The following is a 23809-nucleotide window of genomic DNA, read 5'->3' as shown; positions in this document are numbered from 1 at the left end:
CCCCCTAAGACGCTATGACTTCTTCTAACACGTTATTTAACGCTATTTGTAATGTGTCTACACCAACACGACCTACAAAATCATAAAATGTTTCGGCTGGTAATTTATTCTCTTTGAAATAACTTATAAATGATGCGAGTACATCAGGTAAATCCTCGCCATCTATTTTTCCTTTTAACTTTTGATTGTAGGCACCGCCATCTAACAACGTTCCACCTACATATATCTCAAATGCTTCAACAATTCCCTTTTCCTTCGTTTTCATTTTCACCCCTTGTAACCCAATGTCAGCAATTTGACGTTGACCACATGAATTCGGGCAGCCTACCATATGAATTCGAACTGGAACATCGAGTGCAATTTGTGTATCTAAGTATTCTGCAATTTTTCGTAATCTTTCTTTCGTTTCTACTAGTGCAAGATTACAATATTCAATACCGGTACATGAAACCGCATGACCAATAAATGATTTTGGGCTTGCAGATATCGCTTCAAACAACGGTTCACTAAGTAATCCTTTTACATTTTCCGGAGGAACGTTCGGAATAATGAAATTTTGTGAATTACATGTACGAATTTGTCCATTTCCATATTGCTTTGCGATTCTTGCAATCTCAAACATTTCTTCTGCATGTAAACGACCTACCGGTACATTAAAACCTACATATTTTAATCCCTCTTGTTTTTGGTCTTGAACACCATAAAAATAGCCTGCATTCCATCCTTTGAGTGCACTTTCCCCTTTACTTTGTAAAGGCCCTGTATACTCTATTAGTTTCTCTTTAAATTTCTCTGCTCCCCAGTCCGCAACAAGAAATTTCAAACGGGCTAAATGACGTTTCTCACGATATCCAAAATCACGGAATATAGTAGCAATCGCAATTGCCACTGCCTTCACTTCTTCTGGTAAAACGAACACATCTAATTCATCAGCTAAATATGGACGGGCTGATAATCCTCCGCCTACTTTTATATGAAAACCAACTTTTTTCTCACCATCTATTTCTTTCGTAGCAGGTGTAAATGCAACACAGTTAATCTCTGCGTTTGCTGAGTTATAAATATTAGAACTAATAGACATTTTAAATTTACGTGGCAAATTAGAAAACTCTTCATTATGTTGGAAATAGTCATATACCTCTTTCACAATATGTGTCGTATCAAATAGTTCATTTGCATCAATTCCAGCAAGCGGATTACCTGTAATATTCCGCGTTATATCACCACAAGCCCCCGCTGAAGATAATCCAACTCTTGCTAATCTTTTAAAAATATCTGGAATTTGCTGAATTTCTAACCAGTGAAACTGAATCGCCTGTCTCGTAGTAATATCTATTACATCACGTCCATAATCCTCAGCGATAGAAGCAAGTACTTCTGCCTGCGCATTTGTAATAATCCCTGACGGAATATTTACCCGCATCATAAAATAACCAGCTTCTTTTGGACGTTGTAAATACAATCCTGCCCATTTAAAGGCATCCCACTCTTCTTTCGGAATAGATTCAAATCCATTTTCCGCATAGTAAGGAATATCATTAAAAATTTCTAATCCATCTTTTTCTAATTTATTTTTCTCCGTTTGATTTAGTTTTTCATTGTTAGCCCATACTTTTTCATAACTCATTTTTAAATCCCCCTATATAAAGTGAAACTTTAATCAGTAGAGTTTTGTTCATCCCACGCTGATTATTAGCCTTAACCAATCGGGTATTTACGGGCAGCCCGACCCCCACCTAACTTCCTTGCCCCAACCGAACTTTGAGGTAGGAATTTTACTTCCCGGCAAATAGCGGGATAAAACTACGCTCTTGTAAGTACTGCACGATTTGTTCTGCACATTCTTCAATAGAATATTTGTGCGTTTCTACAATTAATTCTGCTTGCTCTGGCTCTTCATAAGGCGAATCAATACCTGTGAAATCCTTAATATCACCTTTTCTTGCCTTTTTATAAAGCCCTTTCGGATCACGTTTCTCACACTCTTCAATCGGACACTTCACAAAAATTTCAATAAATTCATCTGCCGCTAATAAATCTCTTACTTGTTTGCGGTCTACTCGAAATGGTGAAATAAATGCTGTAAGGACAACTGTTCCTTGATCTACAAATAACTTTGCCACTTCGCCAATACGTCTTATATTTTCCATGCGATCACTTTCAGAAAATCCTAAGTCTTTATTTAAACCGTGGCGAATGTTATCCCCATCCAGCACATAATTTCCAATATTCTTTTCAAACAATTTACGAGCGACCGCATTCGCTACTGTAGATTTACCCGAAGCTGATAAACCAGTAAACCAAATTACAAAACTGTGATGTCCATTCTTCACTCTTCTCTCATCTTTTGAAACCGAAGCTGTATGCCAAGTAATATTCGTATCCATCTCGTTCTCTCCCTATTCTGTTACTACTTCTTTTTTTAAACCTTTAATTAGCACTTCTACTACTTCTTTACGACTAAATGTACTTGGCGGAATCTCACCGTTTCTTAATAATTCTCTTACTTTCGTACCTGATAAAATAACATGATTTTCTTTTCCGTGCGGGCATGTTTTCGTTGAAGCCATCGCTTCACATTTCGTGCAGTAAAAACTATGTTCAAAGAATAGTGGTGTAATGCCTAACTCTTCTATCGTAAAATTCGTGAAGATTTCTTGCGCTTCGTATGTTCCGTAATAATCTCCTACTCCGGCATGATCACGTCCTACAATAAAGTGGGTACATCCAAAATTCTTTCTTACTAACGCATGAAATATCGCTTCCCTTGGTCCTGCGTAACGCATTGCAGCAGGAAATACACTTAAAAAGACACGATTTTTCGGATAATAGTTTTGAAGGAGTACTTCATAGCTTTCCATTCTTACATCAGCAGGAATATCGTCCGATTTCGTTTCTCCAACGAGTGGATTTAAAAAGAGACCATCTACAATTTCAAGAGCAGATTTTTGAATATACTCATGGGCACGATGTACCGGGTTTCTCGTTTGAAATCCGACTACTGTTTTCCACCCACGTTTTTTAAATTCTTCTCTCGTTTCAATTGGGTCTAAATGATAAGAAGGAAATTGATTATTTTCAAAGCGTTTTGTTAGAATAATAGTTCCTCCAACGTAAACGTTTGGTCGTTCATATAATTTTTTCACTCCTGGATGAGCCTCATCCGTTGTTTTATATACAAGTAACGCTTCTTTTTCTTTATCTGGTACGAAAATATCTTCTATTTGAATAGCACCATATATATTTCCATTGTTGACAAGCTTTACTTCCTCTCCGGTCTTCAGGCTTTCTGCGACTTCTTCTGTTACCGGTAATGTAATTGGTATACTCCACACACTACCATTTGCTAAACGAAGCGTTTCTACGACTGAATCATAATCTTCCTTCCCCAAAAAACCAGTAAGCGGGCTATATCCACCTGTCGCCAATAGTTCTAAATCACTTAAAGCAATGTTGTCTAATTTAATTTCTTTTTCAATTTGTGATATATCATATGTCTCATCTATACGGTTTACTAATTCGTTTACTGTGCTCATTTTCTATATCCCCTCTTAGCTTTATTTCAAGATTCATCTTATTGATAATGAAGACCACATTCGGTTTTCACTTTCCCAGCCCATCTACCATCTCTTGAATCGCCACCATCCCCTACAGGTAAAGTACATTTCTCACACCCAATACTTGGATAGCCAACATCATGCAACGGGTTATACGGCAAGCTATGTTTGTATACATATCGCCAAACTTCTTTCCACGTCCAATGAATGAGTGGACAAACTTTAATAGATTGAAAACGATGATCTTGATTTATAAACTTTGTATGCTTACGTGTTTCTGATTGTTCCCTTCTTAAGCCCGATATCCATGCTTTTTCCACGACTAATGATTTTTCTAAAGGTAAAATTTTTCTAATCTTACAACAAAGATTCGGATTGCTCTCCCACAGTTTTTCACCATGCAACTTCGCCTGTTCATCAAGTGTAAGTTCTGGCTGCTTTTCTATAATATTCAATGAAGGAAATCGTTCCCTCACTCTTTGAATTAATTCATATGTTTCTTGAAAATGAACATTTGTATCCAAAAATACAACTTTAGCAGATGGATTTACTTGGTTTATAAGGTGCAGTAATACCATACCTTCCACCCCAAAGCTACATGCGTAGACGATTTCATCTTTATACTCTTCATAAGCCCAATTTAATACTGATAACGCGCCTTTTGTTTCATCTTCTTCCGAAAACGAAACAACATTTTCTTCCCACGTTTCATACGTCAACATGTTTTTTCCCCCTGTAAAAGCAAAAAGACGGTTTTAACCTAATGAAAATAGGTTAAAACCGCCTCTAGTTTTTCTAGTCAGCGCTTTTCACTTTAAGCGTACTTTTTCACTTTTCTCTAACTGAATTACTTTTCCATCTTGCACAACAATTGTAATTGAGCCATATTTCATATCAGCAAGCATCGCTTCAATCTTCTCGGATACTTCATCAAAATGTTCCCGTACACCCACGCGAACAGCCCCCCTTTTTATTCATAAAAAAAATCTTTCCCATTTCGAAAAGACTGTTCGGTAATATATTTTACCTTATCTTTCAAAATGGATTCCATTTTGCTGGATTTAGCACCTTGCTTTCTATAAGCAGGTTGCCGAGCTTCTTCGGGCCAGTTCCCTCCGCTTCTCTTGATAAGCTTTGTATTTGTATTTTATCACAATTCTGATTTTTTTCAATCCTAGTTTTCCGATATATTTTAATTATTTTATTTTACAAAAAAGGAATTGCCCATCCGAACAACTCCTTTTTCTATTTAAACAAGCTCTTTAATACGTATGCGATCGTTCCCAATAATATTTTCATATGTTTCGCGTTCCACAACTACTTGCGATGTTCCGCCTTTTGCAAAGACAACGGCTGGTCTTCGAATCCGATTGTAATTATTCGCCATCGAGTACCCGTAGGCTCCTGTACAGGAAACTGCTAGTAAATCAGCAGAAGCGACTTTCGGTAAATGAATATCCCAAATCAACATATCTCCGCTCTCACAACATTTCCCCGCAATCGAAACGAGTTCCTCATTCTCATCATTCCCTCGATTCGCTAACATTGCTTCATAACGCGCACTATATAAAGCAGGTCTTAAATTATCTGTCATTCCACCATCGACTGATACATATTTCCGAATACCAGGAATATCTTTCACAGATCCAACTGTATAAATTGTTGTCCCAGCATCACCTACAATGCTACGGCCTGGTTCAATCCATATTTCTGGCAATGGATATTCACATACAGTAAATTGTTCTCTCACTGCACTTGTTACAGCTCGCACATATGTCTCAAGAGTTAACGGTGTATCCGACTCTGTGTAGCGTATTCCAAATCCCCCGCCTACATTTAACACTTTTACTACATAGTTTGTTTGCTCTCTCACTTCTTCTAAAAATTGGCGAAGAACTTCAATCGCTCGAACAAAGCCAGCTGTTTCAAATATTTGCGATCCGATATGTGAATGAATCCCTAGCACATTATAATTGGATTTTTGTAAAGCAAATCCAATTGCCTGCATCGCTTGACCGTTTGAAACGCCAAATCCAAATTTCGAATCATCTTGGCCTGTTGTAATATATTCATGTGTGTGCGCCTCTACTCCAGGCGTTACACGAATTAATATGTTCACAAACTTTCCATGTTGCATCGCTAAATCGTGTAAAACTTCTAATTCAAAGAAATTATCTACGACAAAACAACCGATATTCGCCTGAAGAGCCATCACTATCTCTTCTTCTGTTTTATTATTTCCATGAAAATGAATACGTGATGCTGGAAATCCTGCTTGGAGCGCAGTATATAATTCTCCTCCAGAAACAACGTCTAATGACATATTCTCTTCACGAGCTACTCGGCACATCTCCATGCACAAGAACGCCTTGCTTGCATATGCTACTTGATAAGAGAAACCACTTTCTTTAAAAGCACGATGAAATGCTCGGCATTTTCCTCGAATAGACTCTTCATCGTATACATAAAGTGGTGTTCCGTATTGCTTTGCTAGCTGCGTCGTATCGCACCCTCCAATTTCTAAGTGTCCTTGCCCATTAATTCGGCTTGTGCCGTGTAAATACATTTAAATTCCTCCCTTATTTCCTCTAAAACTCATAACCCCAATCTTCTATTCATTGCAGCACGCTTTTAGATAGACAAAAAACGCGCGGAACAATGTTCACACGCGTTTCTTATTAGGAAAAATATATATTGAAAAAATAAACGAGTTGTTATCTCCTCAAAATAAGAAACCGCATCAACATCTCCAAATAGCTCTCCATAAAATAAATCTTATGACAGTACTACATTTATTCAATGTAGTCCCAATATATGAATAAGATGGTTATTCTTATATTTCGGCAATAGTCCCTTTCAGCCTATGATCACAGATTCCATGAAATCTCCCATAGCTTACTCTTTCCTATCGCGGCCTCTACCTTTGAGAGTAGATGAGGTAAGTCTATTTAATTTTCAAACATCTAATTGTTGCTATTAACAATACCAAAGGACCATTTTATTTGTCAAACAATTTTTTATATTGTTTTTTTACAGTTTAATTTTGTATCATTTGGTAAGCGCTTTACTGAAATCTTTCTCACTTCCCATTCGCCTTCTTCGTTATTAAATGTAATCGTTACCTTCTCAAATGGGGGAGCAATTTTCCCAGCAACACGTTCATACTTTGTCACTTCAATACTTGCTTGAAATAAATATGTACCGCTATACACTTTTTTTAAACTAATAATTTTAGGACATTGATACGGTTTCAAACTTCCATATTGTTTTTCAATTGCTTTATTTATTTTTGGAAATAAAACAGAATAAAGTGCATCTTCCATAAGAGGTGCATCATATTGAGCTATTGACACACTCGGTGAGGTAAAAAGTATAACACTACTGCATGCTATAAAATATAATAATTTTCGCATTATAACCTCCGTATTATCACGCGATTCTTTCTGCGTACGATAATTATCATACATAGAAATTCTGTTTTATTGTCTCCCACCACTCTTTTTCTACTCGATTATTATAAAAAAGCCCACAACTCTCTTTTATTTTCGTATAATGATACTCATAGTATAATAATCATAATAACAAAGGACTGTTCGTATATATAAAATGAGTCGTTAAGCAAACTGACTCACAAGAACTGTCATGCTTTTTAGGAGAGGAGTATATTATGCTACAACATCTGTTTCCAAAACTGCGATTTGCACTCGTTGCAGTCGTTTTACTATGGATTAAAACATATATTGTGTACAAGCTAGCATTTGATATTAAAATTGATAATTTCTTTGAAGAATTCATGCTTTTTATTAATCCACTAGCTGCGTTACTTTTATTTTTCGGCTTAGCTTTACTTGCATCTAAGCACCGAAACCGAATTATAATTGGAATCAGTTTTATACTGTCATTTATTTTATTTGGAAACGCAATGTTTTATGGGTTCTATAACGATTTCGTTACTTTCCCGGTTTTATTCCAAACAAACAATATGGCTGATTTAGGGACAAGTATAAAAGAACTCTTTACGTACAAAACATTACTTTTATTTGCAGATGCAATTATTTTAATGTTTATTTCGCGTAAATTCCCATCATTTGGCGACAAAACACCACTTTCCCGCTCAGAGAAGCGAACTTTCTTTAGCGGTGTAACAGCTTTATTAGCACTACAAATTGTTGTATCAGTTATTTATAAACCACAAATGTTCTCGCGCTCATTTGACCGTCAAACTGTCGTAAAGAATTTAGGTTTATACACATATCATCTATTTGATATTACACTTCAATCCAAGTCTTCAGCTGAGCGTGTATTTGCAAGTGGGGATGGATTTTCTGAAATCAAAAACTATACAGACTCAAAAGACAAACAAGTTGATAAAAACTTATTTGGAGCTGCAAAAGGTAAAAATGTAATTTTAATTTCAATGGAATCTACACAAAGCTTTGTTATTAATAAAAAAATAAATGGAAAAGAAATTACCCCATTTTTAAATGAATTTATTAAGGATAGTTTCTATTTCGATAACTTCTATCATCAAACTGGACAAGGCAAAACTTCTGATGCTGAATTTATCGTTGAAAACTCACTTTATCCGCTAGATCGTGGTTCTGTATTCTTTACTCATGCAACAAACGAATACACAGCGACACCAGAACAATTAAAGAAATACGGATATTCTTCTGCCGTCTTCCATTCAAATGATAAAACGTTTTGGAATCGGGATGTAATGTATCCTGCGCTTGGATATGATCGTTACTTTAATTTAAATGATTACGCAGGAACGGAACAAATGTCTGTCGGTTGGGGATTAAAAGATAAACAGTTCTTTGAACAATCTATTCCAAAGTTAAAATCTTTACCGCAACCGTTCTATACAAAATTTATTACATTAACAAATCATTTTCCGTTTCTTCTAAATCCGGAAGACCAATATGTTGATGAATTCAACTCAGAAAGTGGTGTTGTAAACCGCTACTTCCCAACTGTTCGTTACACAGATGAAGCTCTTAAATTATTTATTAAACAATTAAAAGAAGAAGGACTGTATGATAATTCCGTTATTGTCATTTATGGTGATCATTATGGTATTTCCGAAAACCATAACGCAGCTATGGCACAGTTCCTAGGAAAAGATACTATTACACCATTCGATTCTATGCAATTACAACGAGTTCCTCTTATTATTCATGTGCCTGGTCAAGAAGGAAAAGTTGTTTCTAAAGTATCTGGTCAAATTGATATTAAACCAACGCTCCTTCATTTACTTGGTATTAAAACAAATAAATCCGTTGAATTTGGAACTGACTTATTTATTAAAGAAAAAGACCCGCTTATGGTAATGCGTGATGGTAGCTTTGTTTCTGAAGAGTATGTTTATACAAAAAATATGTGCTACAAAAGAAGTACGGGTGAAGAAGCTGATATGACGCTATGTCAGCCGTATATTGAAAAAGCAAAAACAGAATTAAAACTCTCCGATAAATTAATTTATGGAGATTTATTACGTTTCGATCCTAATAATCAATATAAAACTGGAACCATGACAACGAAATTTGAATAGTAAAGGAAGCAACTTTATACAAGTTGCTTCCTCTTTTTATTTTCACTTAATTTTTAAATCACCCTTCTATGAAATCTTTCACAAATTGGTAATTTCTTTCGTATGAGGAATAAATTTATGGTATGATAAAATAAGTAAACTTTCATACACTAATTAAGAATTTATTACAGAAAGCAAGGGATCAGATTTTGTATAGAGCAGCTATTCCAAACTTATTTACGCTCGGAAATTTATATAGCGGATTTTTATCAATCGGCTATGCATCTTTAGGATATTATAAATCAGCTGCTATTTTAGTACTTATCGGGATGATGTTAGATAGTCTTGATGGTCGTGTTGCTCGTTTATTACGTGTTGATTCACAAATGGGAAAAGAGCTCGACTCGCTTGCAGATGTCGTAACATTTGGTGCAGCACCTGCTGTTTTAATGTATTACACATCTTTCTCAAACTACGGAATCATCGGATTATACATAGCGGGATTATTCCCTCTTTTCGGAGCATATCGTTTAGCACGATTTAATGTAACACCATCTTCTACTTCAATGAAATATTTCACTGGAGTACCGATTACAGCAGCGGGAGGGCTTGTTGCTTTCTTAACATTATTTTCACATACCATTCCAAAAATCGTTCTTATTACCGTATTTGTAACGTTCGCATTTTTAATGGTGAGCCGCATTCGTATCCCAAGTTTAAAAGATGTACCAATTCCACGATATAGCATCATTATTACACTATTTTTAGTTGGAATCATTATTACAATGTATCAAACAGGATTTGGCAATTTTTCTGTTTTCTTATTCATTGCCATTCCACTATATATTTTGTACATGTTATCTCAATTCATTAGACAAAGACCGTCTAAAAAAGCGAATAAAGAAAAATAAGAAAACCTTCCGAGTCCGGAAGGTTTCTTTTTATTTTGTGACTAATACCTTTTGATTTACAGGTGTTACTGGCTCTTCGCCGTTTAATACAGCTAAAATATTTCTGACAGCCATTTCAGCCATCGCATCACGAGTTTCAAACGTTGCATTCCCTACGTGTGGAGCAAGTACTACATTCTTTAACTCTTTTAGCTCTTCTGTAATTTTCGGTTCAAATTCAAACACATCAAGAGCTGCCCCTTCAATTTCATTCGTTTTTAATGCATGAGCAAGTGCTGCTTCATTCATAATTGGTCCACGTGAAGCATTTACAATATACGCTGTTTTCTTCATCATTTTAAACTGCTCTTCATCAATCATATGATGTAATTTCGGATTATAAGCACAGTTAATTGTAATAAAATCTGCTGTTTGTAATAATTTTTCCAACGTCACATACGTTGCTCCCAGTTCACTTTCAGCTTCAAACTTACGATTTGGCCCTGTATATAAAACATCCATTCCAAATGCTTTCGCACGTTTTGCAACAGCCTTCCCGATTTCTCCAAGACCAATAATTCCGATTGTCTTACCGTGGACTTCTCGTCCTAAGAAAAATAACGGTGCCCATCCGTTAAATCCAGTCGTACGACATAACGTATCCCCTTCAGGAATTCTACGCGCCGCTGCTAAAAGAAGTGCAAATGTTAATTCTGCAGTCGCTTCCGTTGATACTTTCGGTGTATTCGTAACTGCAATTCCTTTTTCACCCGCATACGTGTAATCAATATTGTCGTAACCAGCACCATAGTTTGCAACAATCTTTAAATGAGACGCTGCATCAATAACTTCTTTTGGCACCTTTGTCGAAAGTAAACTTAACAATGCATCTTTATCTTTTACACGCTCTGTTAATTCATCTATAGAAATTAATTCCTCTTTATCGTACATTTCTACATCATGATCTTTTAATAGTTCTAATCCAATTTCCGGAATTTTTCCCGCTACTAATATTTTTGCCACTACTAACACCTCTTCTATAGAAAATAAGATATCTCTTATATTTCATTGTAAGAAATCCACATATAAAAACCAAGGAATTTGATTATAGTTTTGAAAATCGACACTTTTCCATGAAAAAAGAGGAGATGCAACTCTCCCCTCTTCTTACGCTTTTTCCTGCGATTCTTTTCCGAGCTTCACATCAATAGTTCCTTCTGCAACCGTATCGCTAATTTGCTCCTCAATAACCGATTGAGATGCAGCATTCGTTTCAGAAGTATAAGCTTGTTGCTGTGCAACTTGTACATTTTGTTTATTTTGTTGTTTCGCCATTTCTTACCCTCCTTTTCATTCTTTCTTATTTTGAACAAAAAGGGTGGTTTTCATCAAAAAATTGCGTTTCATTTTGAATTTGTTACTTCTTCTTCAAGCGACCTCATTACTCTTGCTCGCTTCGTAAATGTTGCAACCTGAGTAACACCGTGCGCTCGTAATGTTTGTACATTCTCTTGTACATAGTTCCCTAAATCATTTGGATAATGGGCATCCGAAGAAATCGTAATTGGAACACCATACTTAGCTAATACTTGTAAATATAGTGGACTTGGGCACATTTCACGAACAGGATAACGATAGTACAATCCTGCATTTATTTCTGTTGCCGTATTCGTTTCTACTAACGCACAGGCAATTTCCTCATAATAAGAAAGCTGTTCATTCTCATCCAATCGATAATTAAATACCTTTATATTATCTAGATGAGCGATAATATCAAATAACTCGGTACGAATCGCACTCTCAACTGTTTTAAAAAACGTATCGTATAATGCGCGTAGGTCATGCACCTCAAAATATTCTTTCGTATCTGGATTATCAAATCCCCAGCCATTTAGAAAATGAACGGAGCCAATTACATAATCAAAGTCTCCTAGCGCTAATAATTCTTTTAACTCTCCTTCACAACCAATAAAATAATCCGCTTCAATTCCAAGTTTAAGTGTGACACCTCTTTTACTCCATCGTTCTTTCGCCTCTTCAATTGCCTTTGTAAAATCATACAATGAAACTACCCTTACTTGATCTAACCATTCTTTCTGTATACGACCGAGCTTAGAATCACTAATATCTACATATTTTTCATAATATCCTTTCGCTTCATGAAAACGATATAGATGATCAACAATTCCCACTTCTTTTATTCCTTTTCGCACAGCTTCTTCTAAATATAGATCTATCCATTCTGTTGTAAATGGCCCTTCCTTCACACGTTTTTGCAAACGCTCTTGTGTTTTCATAAGCCAATCCATAGAATGCCTTTCTTGAAGCGGTTCATAACATTCCAACGCTTCATTTATTTTAGCAAGCCATCCTATTGAATACGGTCCTTCTTCTAAGTGAAGATGATAATCTACTTTCATATACATTCCCCCTTATAATGTATCTATTTCCCTTCTATCCCCAACTCTCGAAAGCTTTCCATTTCGTTCTTTCACCTCTCGCATGACATCTTCCAATGCGATATTTTTTTCAGCTAATAAAACGAAACAGTGATAAAATACATCAACCATTTCTTTCACTACTTCTTCTTTATCATTATTTTTACATGCGATAATTACTTCAGCACACTCTTCACCAATTTTCTTTAAAATTTTATCTTCTCCTTTTGAAAATAAATAATTTGTATACGATTCAGGAAGTGGGCTTTCCTTTCGTTCTTCAATTGTTTTATACAGCAACTTAAAGGCATTTTCCATATGTATCCCCCTATATAATTTGATAGTGAAAACATGTCTTCTCCCCCGTATGACAAGCAGGTCCTACTTGTTTCACATTCACAACAATTGAATCTTGATCACAATCTAAGTATAGAGATTGCACATATTGAACATTCCCTGATGTTTCTCCCTTATTCCATAACGACTGCCTCGAACGAGAGTAAAACCATGTTCTTTTCGTCTCTAACGTTTTTTCATATGCTTCTTCATTCATATAAGCTAGCATTAAAACTTCTTTCGTACCTTCTTCGATGACAATTGCCGGTATTAATCCTTTTGAAAAATTAGGTTTCATAACCGCACCTCAACATTTGCATCTCTTAATTTTCGCTTTACACTCTGCACTGTCGCCTCACCATAATGAAAGATGGATGCCGCTAATGCTGCATCAACTGTTGTCTTTTGAAAAACTTCTATAATGTGATCCGTATGACCACAGCCTCCTGATGCGATGACTGGAATGGAAACACTTTTTGAAATTTCTTCTGTTAAACGAAGGTCATATCCACTTTTCGTTCCATCTGCATCCATACTCGTTAACAAAATTTCACCCGCCCCGAGCTTAACAACACGCTTCGCCCATTCTATGGCATCCATTCCTGTGTCAACTCTTCCGCCGTTGACGTATACGTTCCATTTATCTTCTGCTACTTTTCTAGCGTCAATTGCCACGACAATACATTGTGATCCAAAGTGTTCTGCGCCCTCTTCGATTAGCTTCGGATTTCGCACTGCCGCTGAGTTTATTGAAACTTTGTCTGCTCCAGCTCTTAGTAAATTGTACATATCTTTCACACTTGAAATCCCCCCGCCAACCGTAAGAGGAATAAATACTTTAGCTGCTGTTTTTTCTACAACATCTATAATCGTTTTTCTTCCTTCATGAGTCGCTGTAATATCTAAAAATACGATTTCATCTGCCCCTGCCACGTTATATGCTTCAGCTATTTCAACCGGATCACCGACATCTTGTAATCCTATAAAATTTACACCCTTTACGACTCGCCCTTCTTTCACATCTAGACATGGAATAATTCGTTTCGCTAACATAACTTCGTTACCTGTAACACTTCTTCTAAATCAATCGTTTTCTCGTAAAGCGCCTTTCCAATTATGACACCATATATATTCATATCATTTAACTTTTTCACATCTTGAATAGATGCCACTCCTCCAGAGGCAATGAGACGAATGCCCACACTTTTTTGAAGTAACGCCAATTGTTCAAAATTTGGCCCTGCAAGCGTCCCGTCTTTCGAAATGTCTGTAAACACAATCGTTTGAACATCTAAACTTTCCATTTGTTTCGCTAAACTAATATAAGAAATTTCAGACAGATCAAGCCAACCTCTCGTTGCTACGAAACCATTTTTCGCATCAATTCCAACAATGATTTTCTCTTTATATAGACGAACTGCTTCCTCTAAAAATGACTTATCATAAAGAGCTGCTGTTCCTAAAATCACTTTTTCTACACCTACTGACAATAACTTCTCCACCGCTACAAGTGAACGAATTCCTCCTCCCACTTGCACAGGAATACGTACCGCCTTACAGATTTTTTCAATGACGGGCAAATTTAACGACTCGCCAGCAATTGCACCGTCTAAATCAACAATGTGTAGTATTTCCGCTCCAAGCTTTTCAAATATGATTGCCTGCGCTACCGGATCTTCATTCATCACCGTTTCTTTACTAAACTCTCCTTGATAAAGTCTAACGCATCGTCCTTCTTTTAAATCGATAGCTGGGAAGATTTCCATGCTTCTACCACCCCTTGAAAATTTTTTAATATTTGCATGCCAATTTCACCACTTTTTTCTGGATGAAACTGTGCACCAAATACATTTCCTTTCGCTACAAACCCTGGTACTTGCATTCCATAATCACTTACTCCGCATACAATTTCATCTGGACAATCCGCGTAATATGAGTGAACATAATAAACGAAAGAACCATCCACTAATCCATTCCAAAGCGGAAATTCTCTTTCCTTCCTTAATTCATTCCATCCCATATGAGGAATTTTATACGAAACTGTTAACTTACGAATTTCCCCTGGTAGTAAACCTAACCCGCTACAATCTTTTAGTTCCTCACTTCGTTCAAATAAAAGCTGCATGCCCAAACATATACCGAGGAGTGGTCTTCCTATATCACAAACCTCTTTTAGTACACACACTAAATCTCTTTCTTCTAATACGTCCATCGCTTTCGGAAATGCACCTACTCCCGGTAAAATCACGCCATCGCTTCTCAATATCTCTTCTTTATCACTCGTTACAATGTACTCTGCCCCAATATATTTTAATGCTTGCTCTACACTGCGAATATTCCCCATTCCATAATCTATAATGGCAATCAATTACAACATCCCTTTCGTTGAATTTACACCAGTAATGTTGGCATTTTTTTCGACCGCTTCTCTAAGCGCTCTACCAAAAGCTTTAAATAATGCTTCAATTTTGTGATGCGTATTACTTCCGTATAGAACGCGCGCATGTAATGTAATATTGGCAGCATGTGCAACTGCTCTAAAAAATTCTTCCGTCAATTCTGTATCAAAATCCCCAAGCTTCGGATTTGTTAATTCCCCTTGAAATACACAATATGAGCGTCCACTTATATCAATTGCGACAAATCCTAAAGATTCATCCATCGGTACATACGCAGAACCGTAACGATTAATTCCCTCTTTGTTTTGCAATGCTTCTTTCAAGCAATTTCCGAGTACAATTCCAACATCTTCAACGGTGTGATGTGCATCGACAAATGCATCCCCTTCTGCTTCAACTTGCAATCCAAATCTTCCATGTTTAGCAAATAAAGTAAGCATATGATCGAAAAAACCAACCCCTGTTTGAATAGATACATTTGTACTTTCATCAAGCTGCAAATTTAATTTAATTTTTGTTTCTGTCGTCTCACGTACTTGACTGGACTGACGCATTATTTTTCCTCCTCAAACCTTATTTGGATTGCTCTCGCATGTGCATGTAACCCTTCTTTATTTGCAAGCTCTACAATGTGATGCTGTACATTTTTTAATGCTTCCTCCGTATAAGAAATAAAACTTGATTTTTTCACGAAATCATCGACTGATAACGGAGAAAAAAATCTTGCCGTTCCGCTCGTTGGTAATACATGATTCGGTCCCGCTAAATAATCCCCGAGCGGTTCAGGTGCATATGACCCAAGGAAAATAGAACCTGCATGTTTCACATAATCTAGAGCATTCATCGGTTCTTTTATATGTAACTCTAAATGTTCTGGAGCAATTTCATTTGATAACTTTAGTGCCTCCTCTAAAGAAGGAACGATAAAGATGGCTCCATTTCTATTTATTGATTCACGTGCAATTTCACTTCTTGGTAACATTTCTAACTGTCTTTCTATCTCTTTTTCTACTTCTTTAGCTAGTTCCATATTCGTTGTAATACAAATCGCCGTTGCTCTCTCATCATGCTCTGCTTGCGATAATAAATCCGCTGCGATATATTTTGCATTACCTGTTTCATCCGCGACAACTACAATTTCTGATGGACCAGCAATCATATCGATATTTACTATTCCGTATACTTCTCGCTTCGCTAGAGCGACATACAAATTTCCCGGTCCAACTATTTTATCCACTTTCGGAATCGATTCCGTCCCGTATGCTAAAGCAGCAATTGCTTGCGCGCCACCTATCGTATAAATTTCATCTACTCCCGCAAGATTTGCAGCAGCTAATATATGCGGATCAATTCCTCCTTTCCTCGGCGGTGTTACCATTACAATCTTTTTCACACCTGCGAGTTTCGCCGGCAATACATTCATTAATACTGAAGAAGGATATGAGGCTGTCCCACCCGGTACATATACACCTACATTTTCTAACGGCCGAATGAGTTGCCCTCTAATTATGCCTTTACTTTCACAATCGAATATTGAGTGCTTCTTTTGCTTTTCGTGATACGAAACAATGTTTTTCTTCGCCTCTTTTAAAGCTTCTAAAAATGAATTCTCTACAAACATACTCGCTTGCTGTATTTCTTCTTCACTTACACGAAAATCTTTCATCTCTACATCATCAAACTTTTTTGTATAGAAAGATAAAGCTTCATCTTTCCCTTCCCTTACATTTCTAATGATTTCTCTTACACTTCTTTGAACAGTTTCTTCTATTATATTAGCGTTTTCTCTTAGCACTTTTACTTTAGATAATGCCTCCTTAAAGTCTTCATAAATGATTTTCATTTTAAGTCCTCCTATTTCCCTGATAAGATTTCTTGCTCCATCATATTTATAATACTGAATATTTCGTCTTTTTTAGTTTTTAAGGCTGCCTTATTTACAATCATCCGAGCCGATATAGAGTGCATTTCCTCAAATACAATAAGTCCATTCTCTTGTAATGTTTTTCCTGTTTCAACAATATCTACAATCGCATCTGCCAATCCAAGAAGAGGAGCGATTTCTACAGAACCTTCTATTTTAATAATTTCTACATCCTCTCCCTTATCATGAAAATAAGTAGAAGTAATATTCGGGTATTTCGTAGCAATTCTTTTCTTCCGGTAACTCTTCGGATTATACGTAGGAATAGAAGCAACACAAAACTTACAAATCCCCACTCCTAAATCCAGCATTTCATAAATATCTTTCTCGTTTTCCATTAAAATATCTTTTCCAACGATCCCAATATCAGCTACCCCATGTTCTACATAAGTAGCAACATCAACCGCTTTTACTAAAATAAATGAAACATTTGTATTTTTACTTTGAAATACAAGCTTCCGACCTTTATTTTTGAGATCGGAACAATCAATTCCAATCTGCTCAAAAAGTGGAATGACATGTTTTTCTAACCTTCCTTTCGTTAACGCAATTTGAATGTTACGCATGAAGCCTCTCCTTCTTTCTGGACTACCCATTTCTCATTCCATACATATTCCACTAAATATTCATTCTTTGCCTCAACGACCGTTCCTATTTTATTTTTTCTTGCAAATTGAAAGGTATCGCTTAAATTAGAGAATAGAGATAACCAAGCATTTTTCCCATCCTTTCGAAGTAAATTTCGTAACCTTTCTGCTTCCGCTAATCTATTTAACTCATAATGAATCACAATATCAATTTGATTTCGTTCATATGGTTCTTGCTGCTCTTGCAGCGCCTTCACAATTTGATTTACTTGTACCGCGAGTCCAACAGCTGGCAGCATTTCTCCAAAATTCCCAATTAGCTCATCGTATCTTCCGCCACTAACGATTTCTTCTCCAATTTCATATATATATCCTTTGAAAATAACACCCGTATAGTAATCTAAGTGTTGAATCATGCCCAAATCAATTGATATGTAAGAACCATATCCTAACGTTTCAATTGTTTCATACATTTCTTTTACTCTTGCAATTGCCATTTTCATTTCATTACTTGAAGCAAGCTTTTCTGCCTCCTCAATAACTTCTAAATTTCCAAATAGCCTTGGTAATTTCTCAAGTAATCTTACTGTCTCATCGCATCGATCTAATTTCTTTTCTCCGATAAAATTTGAGAGGGCAGCATAATTTTTACTTTCTACATACGTTCTAAGTACTCTTTCTTCTTCATCATGGATGGAGAGCTTTTTTACAATACATTTATATAACTGTACTTGCCCAATCTCAATTGTAAAAGATTGCACATTCAACTTTTGAAGTGCTTGAATGACACTTATTACACATTCAATTTCAGCTCTTACATTATCAATCCCGATAACTTCAATACCACTTTGTACGATTTCATTATATTTTCCAGAATGGGATTCATTCGCTCGAAATACATTCCCGCTATACGTCACTTTAAGTGGCGTATCCCATCTCTGTGTTCCAATCACTCTTGCTAAAGGAATTGTCATATCTGGACGTAAAACGATAATCCTTCCCTTTTCATCAAAAAATTTATACATCTTCTCTTCATCTATCGGTCTATTTTGAAATGCAAAAACATCATAAAATTCAATTGTAGGTGTTCTTATTTCCTCATAACCTCTCTCTAAAAAAGTAAGCCTTAATTTTTGCTCCACTTCTTCAATTAACGTACATTCTTCGAATAAATAATCTCTCGTTCCATTCGGGTTCGCCCGTTTCCATTTTGTCATCTAAATTTTCACACCTTTCCCCTTCTAATGTATGCCTATTTCATTCACCTAAGCCGAAAATAAAAAGAGCCTTGTAGACAAAATACCTACAAGGCTCTTCTGTAGAGTGTAGGTACAACGGGAATAACCCTTGTACCTACACGTTTTCACGCTAGGTTCAAGGGTTTCATGTATGATGATGTAGTTGTGTAAGCATTGTAATAGATTTTATTGTATTCATAATACTTACTCCCTTTCTCCTCTGATTTTCACATAGTATATAACAGTTAATTTTGAATGTAAATACATTTTTAATATTCCGTCACTTTTTTTAATGTAAAGCCACTTTTCTTTCATACTCTTTTATTTCTTGTTCATATTGCATTGTAATACTAATTTCATCTAAACCATTCAATAACTTCTCTTTCCACATTTTCTCGATTGTAAAATGGAATCTGTGCATATTCGTTATAATTATTTCATTTTCTAAATCAACTGTGATTTGTTCCCTCGCATCTGTTTTTGCAAGTTGTTCACGCATATCTTTGTCCATTACAATCGGTAACATGCCATTCTTCATACAATTCATATAAAAGATATCGGCAAATCCTCCAGCGATAATAACGCGGAAACCATAATCAGCAAGCGCCCATGGAGCATGTTCTCTAGACGAGCCACATCCAAAATTATCACCTGTAATTAATATGCTGGCTCCTTTTCTTTCTTGCGCATTAAGCGGGAAATTAGGGTTTTCTTGGCGATTATTATCATATCGCCACTCATCAAATAAAAACTTCCCAAACCCAGTTCTTTCAATTCTCTTTAAATATTGCTTCGGAATAATTTGATCTGTATCAATGTTATCATTCATCAGTACTGCGGCAGTACCTTTATGAATACGAAATGGCTCCATCATAACTCTCCTTTCTAATATCAACAAAATGACCATGTAACGCAGCCGCTGCCGCCATTGCCGGGCTAACTAAATGCGTTCGTGCTCCCTTTCCTTGTCTTCCTTCAAAATTGCGATTTGACGTAGAGGCACAATGTTCTCCTTCAGGCACTTGATCTGGATTCATACCTAGACACATTGAGCATCCGGGCTCTCTCCATTCAAATCCAGCTTCTTCAAATATGCGATGTAATCCTTTATGCATCGCTGCTTCTCTTACCCTTTGAGATCCAGGTACAACAAGTGCTCGCACACCTTCTTTTACTTTTTTACCTTTCACGACAGATGCAGCAATTTCTAAATCAGAAAGCCTAGAATTTGTACAAGATCCAATGAAAACGTGTTGAACTGGAATGTCATACGTACTTTGTCCGGGACTCAACCCCATATAAGAAAACGCTCTTTCGTCATTTGCATCATGCTTTTCTGGCAATTTCTCATCAATCCGAACACCCATACTAGGATTTGTTCCCCACGTAACGTACGGCGCTAAACCCGTAACATCTACCAGAATATGTAAATCATAAGCTGCATCTAAATCTGTATAAAGTTCTGACCATTTTTCCTTAATAGATTCATAGTCTTTCGGCGCATATTTACGCCCTTTTACGTAAGCAACCGTTTTTTCATCTGGTGCAATAATGCCAGCCTTTGCTCCCCCTTCAATTGCCATATTGCAAAGCGTCATCCTCTCTTCCATATCCATAGCATGAATGGTCTCTCCATAAAATTCCATTACGTAACCTGTTCCAACTGCTAATCCGTACTTTGAAAGAAGGTGTAAAATAATATCTTTCGCATAAACACCTTGCGGTAACTTTCCTTTTAACTCAATGCCCATCGCTTTCGGCTTTCGTTGCCATAACGTTTGCGTGGCCAATACATGTTCCACTTCACTCGTACCAATACCAAACGCTAGTGCGCCAAAAGCACCGTGTGTTGCTGTATGACTATCACCACAAACAATCGTTTTTCCTGGCTGTGTGAGTCCAAGTTCTGGTCCTATAACATGAACGATCCCTTGCTCTTCATCTCCGATATCCGCTAATGGCACCTGAAATTGTTTACAGTTTTCCCGAAGTGTATCTAGTTGCTGCTTCGCAATGCGGTCGGTAATATTCCAAACATCTTTCGTTGGAATATTATGATCCATCGTTGCAAATGTTAAATCTGGTCTGCGGACTGTTCGATTTGTAAGCCGCAAGCCTTCAAAGGCTTGCGGTGACGTTACTTCATGAACAAGATGTAGATCGATATATAATAAATCCAATCCATTTTCATTTGTCGCAACTACATGTCTTTCCCAAAGCTTATCTAGTAACCTTTTCCCCATTATCTTCCTCTCCCTACTAACGCTTGCTCTTCCATTTCTTGAATAACTGCCTTTGTAAATGAAGTTGTCGTTTCAGTCCCCCCGATATCTGCTGTACATTTTCCAGATTTAAGGACTGCAGAAACTGCTTCTTCAATTGCACATCCTTCTCTCGTTAATCCGAACGATTGCCCAAGCATCATTGCAACAGAACGCATCATCGCAATTGGATTCGCCTTATTTTTCCCCGCAATATCCGGTGCTGATCCGTGAATAGGCTCGTATAATGAAGGCCCCTTTTCAGCGTGACTTGCTGATGGAAGCATTCCTAATGATCCAGCTAATACTGAAGCCTCATCACTTAAAATATCACCAAATAAATTTTCCGTTACAATAACGTCAAATCTTCCTGGATTCCGAATTAATTCCATAGCCGCTGCATCTACTAAAATGTGTTCTACTTCCACATTTGGGTAGCGAAGTGCTACTTCTTCTGTCACATTTCTCCATAGTTTACTAGACTCTAAAACATTCGCTTTATCAATAGATGTTACTTTTTTCTTCCGCTTATTTGCTAATTGAAAGGCATACGAAACGATACGTTCAATTTCATGTCGATGATACGTAAGTGTATCTGTCGCCACTTCTTCCGTTCGCTCTTTCGGATAAGAAAAATAAATTCCGCCTGTTAATTCACGAACGACAACGAAATCAATTTCATCAGCATTTTTTAATGGTGATAAATGTGCAGTTGCACTTTCTACCGTTACAGGGCGAACATTCGCAAATACACCGAGTCCTTTTCTTAATGCTAATAATCCTTTCTCAGGCCTTTCTTTCGCACTATCCCACCTTGGTCCACCTACTGCTCCAAGTAAAACCGCATCACTCGCTAAACAGGCGGCAAGTGTTCGCTGTGGTAATGGTTGCCCAGTTAAATCGATAGCAACACCACCAAAGTACTCATCTTGCAAATGAAAATGATGTCCATATAGCCTTTCTACCATATGCAATACTTCCTTCGCACTTTCCATAACTTCTGGACCAACACCATCACCAGCTAAACAAACGATACGTTTTTCCATTTTTAACACTCCTTTTAACTGAATTTTCAGAACTTTTTATTTGATAGGTGAGGAAAGCTTCTCTCACCTATCAAATATTTATTTCACAAGCGCTATAAGAGATTTTAATTTCCCTGCTGCATGGACATAAGCTCTCGCCGACGCTTCCAATACGTCTTGCGCAACTCCAAAACCTGATATTTGGTGACTACCTTCTTTTAATTCAACATGAACGTGAGCAAGTGCATCTTGACCTTGTGTAATAGATTGTATGCGATAATCTGCCAATTCACATTCTAATCCTAAAATTCTTTGAATCGCATTGTATATCGCTTCAATACTACCAGAACCAGTGGCTGCATCTTCATATACATTTCCTTCCTCATCCTTCAGCACAACTGTTGCGCATTGTGTACTATTTGATACGAAATGCACTTGTAATTGCGTAATGTTATATTGCTGGGCTGCAAATGCTGCTTCACCAAGCATAATTGCGCGTAAATCTTCCTCAGTAATTTCCTTTTTACGATCCGCCAATTTTTTAAATGCTTCGAATGCCGCATCCCGCTCTTCATTTGTAAATTCATAACCAAGCTCTTTCATTTTTTCCGTAAACGCATGACGGCCAGAATGTTTCCCAAGTACAAAGAGATTTTGAGATTCTCCTATAAGCGCTGGTTCGATAATTTCATAAGTTGTTACTTCTTTTAGAACCCCATCTTGGTGGATGCCTGATTCATGAGCAAATGCATTCGCTCCAACGATTGCTTTATTTTTCGGTACAACCATACCCGTTAACCTGCTTACTAATGTACTCGTTGCCTTAATCTCTTTTAAAGTCATCGAAGGTTCTGCTTTATAAAAATCTTTTCTAATATGAAGAGCAACCGCAACTTCTTCTAACGCTGCATTCCCTGCTCTTTCTCCAATGCCATTAATCGTTCCTTCTACTTGCAATGCTCCGCCTTCAACCGCAGCTAACGAATTTGCTACTGCCATACCAAGATCGTCGTGACAATGACAAGAAAAAATCGCTTTTTCATATGATGGAACGGATTCTTGTAAGTATCTAAAAAGAGAATAATATTCTTCCGGATTCGTATATCCAACTGTATCCGGAATATTAATTACATTCGCTCCTGCGCGAATCGCAGTTTCTACTGCTTCAGCTAAAAATGCTCTCGATGTTCTTGTCGCATCTTCTGCAGAAAATTGTACTGTCGGAAATAATGATTTTCCAAGCGTAACCGAACGATGAATACTATTTAACACATCTTCTTTTGACATACAAAGTTTATATTTCATATGAATATCACTCGTAGCTAGAAATACGTGTAGACGAGGAGATACAGCACCTTTCACAGCTTCATATGCTCTTCGAATGTCACTTTCTTTCGCTCTAGCTAAACTCATAACCGTAGCATTTTGAATTGTATTCGCGATGCGTTTTACCGATTGGAAGTCACCTTCGGAAGCTGCCGCGAATCCAGCTTCCATTACATGAATACCAAGCCTCTCTAATTGCCTAGCAATTTGTAACTTCTCTTGTTCATTTAAATTTACTCCTGGTGATTGTTCGCCATCACGAAGCGTTGTATCCATGAACAAAATCTGCTTCATA

At 36.9% G+C, this 23809-nt stretch carries 25 protein-coding genes and 2 riboswitches; of the genes, 2 read left to right on the top strand and 23 right to left on the bottom strand.

The window, feature by feature from the left end:
- Nucleotides 1–4 precede the first annotated feature (4 nt).
- The 7 genes from H6481_RS04310 to H6481_RS04280 form a co-directional block, all read right to left on the bottom strand.
- Nucleotides 5–1627 (bottom strand): ferredoxin--nitrite reductase, encoded by a 1623-nt coding sequence (locus H6481_RS04310; protein WP_000119611.1) that lies wholly within the window; start codon nt 1625–1627, stop codon nt 5–7.
- A gap of 148 nt (nt 1628–1775) precedes the next feature.
- Nucleotides 1776–2387 (bottom strand): adenylyl-sulfate kinase, encoded by a 612-nt coding sequence (cysC, locus tag H6481_RS04305; RefSeq protein WP_000380507.1) that lies wholly within the window; start codon nt 2385–2387, stop codon nt 1776–1778.
- Between the two features lie 12 nt (nt 2388–2399).
- Nucleotides 2400–3536 carry a sulfate adenylyltransferase gene (gene sat, locus H6481_RS04300; RefSeq protein ID WP_000108780.1) on the bottom strand — a complete coding sequence of 379 codons (1137 nt, stop codon included), beginning with the start codon at nt 3534–3536 and terminating at the stop codon, nt 2400–2402.
- 38 nt (nt 3537–3574) lie between these two features.
- Complete coding sequence (locus H6481_RS04295; protein ID WP_000959018.1) at nt 3575–4279, bottom strand: phosphoadenylyl-sulfate reductase; 705 nt, start codon at nt 4277–4279, stop codon at nt 3575–3577.
- 87 nt (nt 4280–4366) lie between these two features.
- Nucleotides 4367–4510, bottom strand: coding sequence for a YezD family protein (locus H6481_RS04290; RefSeq protein ID WP_000538896.1), 144 nt, complete (start codon nt 4508–4510; stop codon nt 4367–4369).
- A 72-nt stretch (nt 4511–4582) separates the two neighbouring features.
- Nucleotides 4583–4691, bottom strand: a riboswitch (SAM riboswitch).
- 115 nt (nt 4692–4806) lie between these two features.
- A complete protein-coding gene (gene lysA / locus H6481_RS04285; RefSeq protein ID WP_000280643.1) occupies nt 4807–6123 on the bottom strand; it encodes a diaminopimelate decarboxylase in 1317 nt (438 codons plus the stop codon).
- A 180-nt stretch (nt 6124–6303) separates the two neighbouring features.
- A riboswitch (Lysine riboswitch) is annotated at nt 6304–6485 on the bottom strand.
- Between the two features lie 89 nt (nt 6486–6574).
- Nucleotides 6575–6970 carry a DUF3888 domain-containing protein gene (locus tag H6481_RS04280; RefSeq protein ID WP_001228819.1) on the bottom strand — a complete coding sequence of 132 codons (396 nt, stop codon included), beginning with the start codon at nt 6968–6970 and terminating at the stop codon, nt 6575–6577.
- A gap of 254 nt (nt 6971–7224) precedes the next feature.
- Here H6481_RS04280 and H6481_RS04275 point away from each other — a divergent pair, with 254 nt between their 5' ends.
- The gene (locus H6481_RS04275) at nt 7225–9111 is read left to right on the top strand and encodes an LTA synthase family protein (RefSeq protein WP_000939084.1); all 1887 of its coding nucleotides are present in this window, start codon (nt 7225–7227) and stop codon (nt 9109–9111) included.
- A 188-nt stretch (nt 9112–9299) separates the two neighbouring features.
- Nucleotides 9300–10001, top strand: a complete 702-nt coding sequence (gene pssA / locus H6481_RS04270) for a CDP-diacylglycerol--serine O-phosphatidyltransferase (protein WP_000285417.1) — start codon at nt 9300–9302, stop codon at nt 9999–10001.
- 30 nt (nt 10002–10031) lie between these two features.
- Here pssA and H6481_RS04265 read toward each other — a convergent pair whose 3' ends face one another.
- From H6481_RS04265 to leuA, 16 genes are all read right to left on the bottom strand, one after another.
- The gene (locus H6481_RS04265) at nt 10032–11003 is read right to left on the bottom strand and encodes an NAD(P)-dependent oxidoreductase (protein WP_001062841.1); all 972 of its coding nucleotides are present in this window, start codon (nt 11001–11003) and stop codon (nt 10032–10034) included.
- Between the two features lie 144 nt (nt 11004–11147).
- On the bottom strand, nt 11148–11315 hold the full coding sequence (locus H6481_RS04260; protein ID WP_001118893.1) for a DUF4025 domain-containing protein: 168 nt from the start codon (nt 11313–11315) through the stop codon (nt 11148–11150).
- A 68-nt stretch (nt 11316–11383) separates the two neighbouring features.
- Nucleotides 11384–12400 carry a histidinol phosphate phosphatase domain-containing protein gene (locus H6481_RS04255; protein WP_000861843.1) on the bottom strand — a complete coding sequence of 339 codons (1017 nt, stop codon included), beginning with the start codon at nt 12398–12400 and terminating at the stop codon, nt 11384–11386.
- Nucleotides 12401–12412: 12 nt separating this feature from the next.
- On the bottom strand, nt 12413–12736 hold the full coding sequence (hisE, locus tag H6481_RS04250; protein ID WP_000426355.1) for a phosphoribosyl-ATP diphosphatase: 324 nt from the start codon (nt 12734–12736) through the stop codon (nt 12413–12415).
- Between the two features lie 10 nt (nt 12737–12746).
- Nucleotides 12747–13052, bottom strand: coding sequence for a phosphoribosyl-AMP cyclohydrolase (gene hisI / locus H6481_RS04245; protein ID WP_000803964.1), 306 nt, complete (start codon nt 13050–13052; stop codon nt 12747–12749).
- A complete protein-coding gene (gene hisF, locus H6481_RS04240) occupies nt 13049–13807 on the bottom strand; it encodes an imidazoleglycerol phosphate synthase cyclase subunit (RefSeq protein ID WP_023521478.1) in 759 nt (252 codons plus the stop codon). Before hisF ends, hisI begins: the two co-directional genes overlap by 4 nt.
- Complete coding sequence (gene hisA, locus H6481_RS04235; protein ID WP_000402295.1) at nt 13801–14520, bottom strand: 1-(5-phosphoribosyl)-5-[(5-phosphoribosylamino)methylideneamino]imidazole-4-carboxamide isomerase; 720 nt, start codon at nt 14518–14520, stop codon at nt 13801–13803. The genes hisF and hisA overlap by 7 nt, the downstream gene beginning before the upstream one ends.
- Entirely contained in the window at nt 14493–15122 is a 630-nt protein-coding gene (gene hisH, locus H6481_RS04230) for an imidazole glycerol phosphate synthase subunit HisH (protein WP_182811082.1), read from the bottom strand. Before hisH ends, hisA begins: the two co-directional genes overlap by 28 nt.
- A complete protein-coding gene (hisB, locus tag H6481_RS04225) occupies nt 15123–15707 on the bottom strand; it encodes an imidazoleglycerol-phosphate dehydratase HisB (protein WP_182811080.1) in 585 nt (194 codons plus the stop codon).
- Nucleotides 15707–16996: a histidinol dehydrogenase gene (hisD, locus tag H6481_RS04220; protein ID WP_089170683.1), complete on the bottom strand. Its 1290-nt coding sequence runs from the start codon at nt 16994–16996 to the stop codon at nt 15707–15709. Before hisD ends, hisB begins: the two co-directional genes overlap by 1 nt.
- Nucleotides 16997–17007: 11 nt before the next feature.
- On the bottom strand, nt 17008–17643 hold the full coding sequence (gene hisG, locus H6481_RS04215; RefSeq protein WP_182811078.1) for an ATP phosphoribosyltransferase: 636 nt from the start codon (nt 17641–17643) through the stop codon (nt 17008–17010).
- A complete protein-coding gene (locus H6481_RS04210) occupies nt 17619–18881 on the bottom strand; it encodes an ATP phosphoribosyltransferase regulatory subunit (RefSeq protein ID WP_182811076.1) in 1263 nt (420 codons plus the stop codon). The genes hisG and H6481_RS04210 overlap by 25 nt, the downstream gene beginning before the upstream one ends.
- A gap of 310 nt (nt 18882–19191) precedes the next feature.
- The gene (gene leuD, locus H6481_RS04205) at nt 19192–19773 is read right to left on the bottom strand and encodes a 3-isopropylmalate dehydratase small subunit (RefSeq protein ID WP_000433187.1); all 582 of its coding nucleotides are present in this window, start codon (nt 19771–19773) and stop codon (nt 19192–19194) included.
- Nucleotides 19751–21145: a 3-isopropylmalate dehydratase large subunit gene (leuC, locus tag H6481_RS04200; RefSeq protein WP_182811074.1), complete on the bottom strand. Its 1395-nt coding sequence runs from the start codon at nt 21143–21145 to the stop codon at nt 19751–19753. Before leuC ends, leuD begins: the two co-directional genes overlap by 23 nt.
- The gene (leuB, locus tag H6481_RS04195; protein ID WP_053564917.1) at nt 21145–22209 is read right to left on the bottom strand and encodes a 3-isopropylmalate dehydrogenase; all 1065 of its coding nucleotides are present in this window, start codon (nt 22207–22209) and stop codon (nt 21145–21147) included. The genes leuC and leuB overlap by 1 nt, the downstream gene beginning before the upstream one ends.
- Nucleotides 22210–22287: 78 nt before the next feature.
- Entirely contained in the window at nt 22288–23808 is a 1521-nt protein-coding gene (leuA, locus tag H6481_RS04190) for a 2-isopropylmalate synthase (protein WP_042972357.1), read from the bottom strand.
- Nucleotide 23809 lies beyond the last annotated feature (1 nt).

It is taken from the genome of Bacillus sp. ME78 (assembly GCF_903970865.1).
GTDB classification, from domain to species: Bacteria; Bacillota; Bacilli; order Bacillales; family Bacillaceae_G; genus Bacillus_A; species Bacillus_A cereus.
The sequence above is the reverse complement of the archived record's forward strand: the minus strand, read 5'-3'. Positions and strand labels throughout refer to the sequence as shown.